The organism is Ignavibacteria bacterium (assembly GCA_013177855.1).
GTDB lineage: Bacteria > Bacteroidota > Ignavibacteria > Ch128b > Ch128b > Ch128b.
This window is the reverse complement of sequence record JABLYA010000005.1, coordinates 91,718-97,967: the sequence shown is the minus strand read 5'-3', so window position 1 is coordinate 97,967 and position 6,250 is coordinate 91,718. Positions and strand designations below refer to the sequence as shown.

Below are 6,250 nucleotides of genomic sequence, written 5' to 3'. Positions count from 1 at the left end.
ATGAAATTGTTATAATTTTTCATATTAATTATATATTAAAAAATAAATTAATTTTTCATCAAGTCAAAAATTCCTTAAATATTTCCTCTCTTGGTGGTAACAACTGTGTATCTATGTGATATAACAAGTCTATTAAATATTCATATTCATAAATATTCTTCACCTTAGGAAAATCTATATAAAATTTGTCCTCTATCGTTATTCTAAATTTGTTATTAGGATTAAACCAATATACAAGTTCATAATTATTATCTTTTATCATTAATGATAAAAGTACAGCAACACCATCTTCAATTTTACCGATATAATCTATTAAACTAACTGAAATCATTTTAGAGTAAATGTTTTTAATATATATATTATAAAAATAGTAATCACACATGGCAAAAGTTGATAATTTTTCGGACTTAACAATAAGATGGCAAGGTCATCCAAAATATCGTAGCAATAAGATTATTGAAGATCAGATATTAGAAGTTATTGTTCAAAAATTAGAAATGCTTTTATTTACATCAGAGAATGAAGTTTATGGTCAAGATTCTGTTGGTTTTGGTATAGGACTTGAAAAATACTTGTGGGAAACAAGAATATCAAATAGTATAATTGAAAACAAAATTAGAAAAGCTATAACAAACTGGATACCAGAATTAGACATTATGAGTTATGACTTAGTACTAAAAATATTTGAAGGTACAGTTAGAGATATTATGGAATTAAATTTCACGATTAAAGGTTATAATGTAACCTTTATTTTTGATTAAAATTATAATTAATTTGTAATTTCAAATTTCAATAGACCACACTAGCAAATATTTTATTATAAGTTTTATTTAGTTTATTTAAAATCATAAATTTAACTATATCTTGTTTATAATCCCAATCATCTTCATATACATGGATTAATTGTATTCCTTTTTCCATACATTTTTCGGTTTTATTATAATGATAATATTTATCTTTAAAAGATATAAAAATAGTTTTTTGTTATAAAGTCATTTATATATAATATTCATGTGAGTATTTTATAAAAAAAATAAATTTTATGGTTAAAAATAAGAAAGAAGATAGTTTAGTAATTAACACAAAACTTGTTGAAGAAATAATGCAACGTGAAAATCTCGGTCAGAAAATAAAAAAACATGAAAAACTTTGGTTAACAAATATGAAGGGAGTCAGACGTGCAAATATTACATTTAGTATGACTAAGGAAGAATTACAAGAATATTTCAAATGTAAAATGTCTTGTCATTATTTTGCACAAAAATATTGTCAAATTAAAAGAGAAGATGGTAGCATAGGACCAATGAAATTAAGAGATTATCAAAAGGATATTATTGATTTGTATACAAAAAATAGATTTTCTATTTTAATGGCATCCAGACAAACTGGTAAAGCACAAGATTTAGACAGTTTTGTGTGGGATAATAACGGTAAAAAAAGATTTGGTGATTTAAAATTAAATGATGAAATATACGGTGATGATGGTGAATTAACCACTGTTATAGGAATATATCCACAAGGCGAAAAAGATATTTATGAAATAGAATTTTCTGATGGATTGAAAGTTAGATGTTGTAATGAACATTTGTGGGAAGTAGAAAAATATGGTAAAAATAAAGTTGTAACATTATCAGATATAATGAAAAAATATTTAACAAAGAGAGGTGATTCAATATATTATGTTAAAGTTGCACAACCTGTTAATTATACAGAAAAACAATTATCTATATCACCATATTTTTTGGGGTTGATATTAGGTAATGGTTCAACAAGAAATGATATATTAAATATATCAACAAAAGATCAACAAATAATAGATTATCTGTATACACTTGAAGATGATGATATTTATATTAAAAAATTGTACAATACATGTAATTATTCTATTATAAAAAAAGATAAAACAAAAAGACACAAAATTATACAAAAACTTAATAATCTAGATTTAATGGAAAAATCATTGGAAAAATCATCATATGATAAATTTATTCCAAAAATATATTTATATGGTAGTATAAATCAGCGAATAGAATTATTACAAGGATTAATGGATACCAATGGTTTTGTTTATAAAAATCAAGTATCATTTTCAACATCATCAAAACAATTGGTTGAGGATTTCAGAGAATTATGTCATTCGTTGGGTATAAGAACAAATATTAGGGAAAAAGAAACTACCTATACATATAAAGGTGAAAAACGAATAGGTAAAAAGGCATACATAATTAGATTACTATTAAAAAATGACTATCCTTATCCTATTTTTAAGTTAGAAAGAAAACAAAGTCAAATAAAAAATAAACGATTTGATTGGGGTCAAAAAAGAGGTATAGTAAATATCAAATATATTGGTAAAAAAGAAGCACAATGTATTGAAGTAAATAATAAATCCCATTTATATTTAACAGATAATTATATTCCAACTCATAATACAGTTTCCGCAGCAATCGTTATTCTTTGGTATTGTTTATTTAATAACGATAAGGGTGTTATGATTGTTGCTAATAAAGGCAAAACTGTTATTGAAATTATCAGAAAAATTAAAGATATTTATAAATTATTACCATTCTTTTTAAAGAAAGGTGTACTTAATTGGAACGAAAAATCAATTTCTTTTGAAAATGGTTGCCGTATTCAAACAGAAAATAGAACAAAAGAACCTTCAATCGGTTTTACTATTGATTTTCTTTACCTTGATGAATTTGCCAAAGTGCCATCAAACATAATTGAATCATATTATGGTTCTGTCGTACCAACAGTATCATCAATTAATAATTCGAAAATTATAATTACATCAACACCAGAAGGATTTAACCTTTTTCATAAGTTATTAACTGATGCTGAGAGAGATATAGATGATCCACTTAAAAATATGTACAAACCTATGCGTGTATATTGGCACCAAGTAGAAGGTAGAATGGATTCAAAAATATTACCGTTGGGTTATAAGTTAAAAGAATACAAAATTACAAGGGAATTTATAATAGAAGAATTAAAAAAAATGAATTATTCATTATATGATAAATTTGAAGATGGTAAACATTGGATATATATCAAATATGATGCAGATGATGAAAAAACAACCACAAATAATATTAGATGTATTCGTTTAGATATCGGTGGTCATTTAATTCCATTATCAGAAATATGTGTTATTACATCTTGGAAAGAAGAAGAAACAAAACTTATTGGTGGCGAACATTTATTTAATCAAGAGTATGATTTACAATTTGTTACTGGAGATAAATTACTTTTTGATTCTGAAACAATGAATAAATTTAAAAAAGATTCGGATGAATTTTCATATATACCTTTCTCAAAATTAGATAGTACTTTAACATTACCATACACACAATTAAAATGGATTAAAAATAGACCAGATTTATTCAATATTACAAAGATGAAAGATTATTATATTTGTGCTTCTATTGATTTAGGCGAAGGACTCGGTCAAGATTATTCTGTTCTAAATATATTTAGACTATTACCAAAATCTAAAGAATTAATAGAAAAAACACATGTAAATTTGGCAAATGTTTTTGAATATTTTTATTTGGAACAAATTGGTATGTTTAGAGTTAATAACTGGTCATTATCTGAGTTTGCTGAATTATTCTATATGGTTATGTTTGAATTATTTGATCCTGAAAAATGTAAAGTTGTTCTTGAATATAATACATATGGTGCAACATTCTTATCAGAACTACCAAAAATATTTGAAGGTAAACATAATTATTCAAGTGGTATCTTTTTGAGATATAAACATAAAAAGGAAGATACTCAAATGAAAATCGGAATAAAAATTACTGGTGGTGAACATGAAGCAGCTAAAAAGATATTAGTTAAGGAATTACAAAGTGCAGTTAAGAAAAATTTAATTAAATTACATAATGATATCAATATAAATGAAATAACTGTATTTACCAAAAGAGAAACTCCATCTGGTAATTTTACTTATCAATGTGAAAGTGGTCATGATGATACAGTTATGTCACTTGTTACTTTATCATCAGTATTTTCACATGTACAATATAAGAATATGATAGAAAATATGATGGAAAATGCAATAACAAAAGAAGAGAAAGATTATATTGAAAAATACGCATACAAAAAGGACACAGATAAAGTAAATTACGATGCTACAAAGAATGCTTATAATAAAGTGTATAAGAATAATTTTAATAATCAAAATTTTATACCTTTTAAATCGAGTCCTTGGAGTAAATAACAAATTTTATTTTTAATATATAATAAAAAATAAAAAATATTATTATGAAATACAAAAATTTATATTCATACAGTGAATTCTTAACAGAAAGGAATCAATTGAATGAAGGTTTTTTTTCCTGGTTAAAAGGATTATTCAAAGATTTACAAAACTATGCAAAAAAAGTAAAAGAATCTGGCGAAATAGATAAGAAAATTGAAGTATGGAAAAAAGAATTTGATAAAATTATAATTGATAAAGCAAAAGATATTAATCCTAATTTCAAACCAGAAGATTTTGAAAAAGATGCTAAACAACAAGGTGGACAACAACAACAAGGTGGACAACAACAAAATAAATCTGAAAGTTTCAGATTTAAAAAAGATAATATAAGTTTAATAAAAGAAGCCGAAGAAATTAAAACTGATATTCCAGATATGCCAGATTTTATTAAAAATTTGGGAAAAGAAAAAAGCACTGGTAATCCAATAGATGATGCTATTAATCAATTTTTAAATAATAAAAAAATGGAATTATTACCATATATTAATAGTGATATAAAGGCTACAAGATTATATACGTACGCTAAATTAGCAGAATTACAATCTGATATTTTACAGAAAAAAATAAAATTATATAAAGCTACAAAAGGTTATGAAAAACAAGCTAAAGAAGCAGAACAAAAACTTACAACAATACAAAATGATTCTAAAAAAATACAAGATGGTTTAAAAGAAGCTGTTAATGATACATCAAAAGAATTTAAAGAAGGTGAAGAAGTAATTTATAAAAGAGATAAATGGGACAAAAATGCAGAAGAAATGTGGAATAAATTATCAGATGAAGATAAGAAAAATCCTGATAAATTAAAAGATATGTTAAATAAAGAATATATTGGTAAAAAAACAATTGTAAAAATTAATGGTGATAAAATAGATTTTGGTGATTTTTCAAAAAATAAAGATGAAATTTTAATTAAAATAGGCAATAATGTAGAAGGAAAAAATGAATTAGTAAATACTTTAAAAGATTTAAAAAGTAAAAATCCAGATTCAATTAAAAAAATAAATGATATAGCCAATCTTTATAAAGAACCTGATAAAAATAAAGATAAAATAGCTCAAATTCAAAAACAATTAAATATTTAAAGAATAAAACCCTGACAATGTTAAAAAGTCAGGGTTTCTTTTTAAACTTTTATCTTTTTAATTAATATAAAAAATTAAAATAAAATGTAAAATGACAAAAAAGATTCAAATCAATTCGATATCATATAAAATGACACTTGAATCTTTAAACATTCTTATTGAGAAAATTAAAGATTTGACAAAACTAAATAATGAAGTGTTAATAAATATTTCTAATAATGAAATGTTATTATTTTCTGTTGTTGGAAAAAATCTAAATAATGTACATGCTTTTAAATCACACATAATTAATCTTAAAGATTTATTTTCTGTTAATAAAAATCACCTTGATGGTGATTTATTATACATTATATCTGATGGTAAGAAATTTGTTACATCAATGACAGTTTTCTACAAATATATGAAAACACAAAAGATAGAAGATGATTTAGAATTTAAATTATTCTTTAATGAAGAATTTTGTGAAAAACTTCTAATAAAGAATTCAAAATCTAAAGAAGAAATACCAGGTGGTAAGCCAAATAATCATACACATAGACTTACTACAGAAAATATATTAGAAGTAATGAATACAGATAATGCTGAGTATTCTTTTGATTTAACCAAAGAAGATTTCAATTATATAAAATCTAAAACAGTTATAGAAAAAGAAAATGATATTCTTTATCTGAATATAAATAATAATAAACTTTCCATTGGTGAAAATAGATGGGATCATAATATTTGTGATATAGAGCATGATGATACAACAATCACATTTCCAAAGAAATATTTTAAATGTATTAATTATGATAAAGATGATAAAATGACTATTTATGTTAATGATACGATGTTACTTATTATAGGTCAAAATACAAATTTATTAATAACAACTGAATTAACTGTATGATAAAAA

At 23.5% G+C, this 6,250-nt stretch carries 5 protein-coding genes; 4 read left to right on the top strand and 1 reads right to left on the bottom strand.

The window, feature by feature from the left end:
* Window positions 1–58: 58 nt before the first annotated feature.
* Window positions 59–331 (bottom strand): hypothetical protein, encoded by a 273-nt coding sequence (locus HPY57_13775; protein ID NPV12836.1) that lies wholly within the window; start codon window positions 329–331, stop codon window positions 59–61.
* 49 nt (window positions 332–380) lie between these two features.
* On the opposite strand from HPY57_13775, the gene HPY57_13770 reads away from it, so the two are divergent.
* The 4 genes from HPY57_13770 (at window position 381) to HPY57_13755 (ending at window position 6,244) form a co-directional block, all read left to right on the top strand.
* The gene (locus HPY57_13770) at window positions 381–761 is read left to right on the top strand and encodes a hypothetical protein (protein ID NPV12835.1); all 381 of its coding nucleotides are present in this window, start codon (window positions 381–383) and stop codon (window positions 759–761) included.
* A 281-nt stretch (window positions 762–1,042) separates the two neighbouring features.
* Window positions 1,043–4,228 carry a hypothetical protein gene (locus tag HPY57_13765; GenBank protein NPV12834.1) on the top strand — a complete coding sequence of 1,062 codons (3,186 nt, stop codon included), beginning with the start codon at window positions 1,043–1,045 and terminating at the stop codon, window positions 4,226–4,228.
* Window positions 4,229–4,272: 44 nt separating this feature from the next.
* Window positions 4,273–5,355: a hypothetical protein gene (locus tag HPY57_13760; GenBank protein NPV12833.1), complete on the top strand. Its 1,083-nt coding sequence runs from the start codon at window positions 4,273–4,275 to the stop codon at window positions 5,353–5,355.
* A gap of 91 nt (window positions 5,356–5,446) precedes the next feature.
* Complete coding sequence (locus tag HPY57_13755; protein ID NPV12832.1) at window positions 5,447–6,244, top strand: hypothetical protein; 798 nt, start codon at window positions 5,447–5,449, stop codon at window positions 6,242–6,244.
* Window positions 6,245–6,250 lie beyond the last annotated feature (6 nt).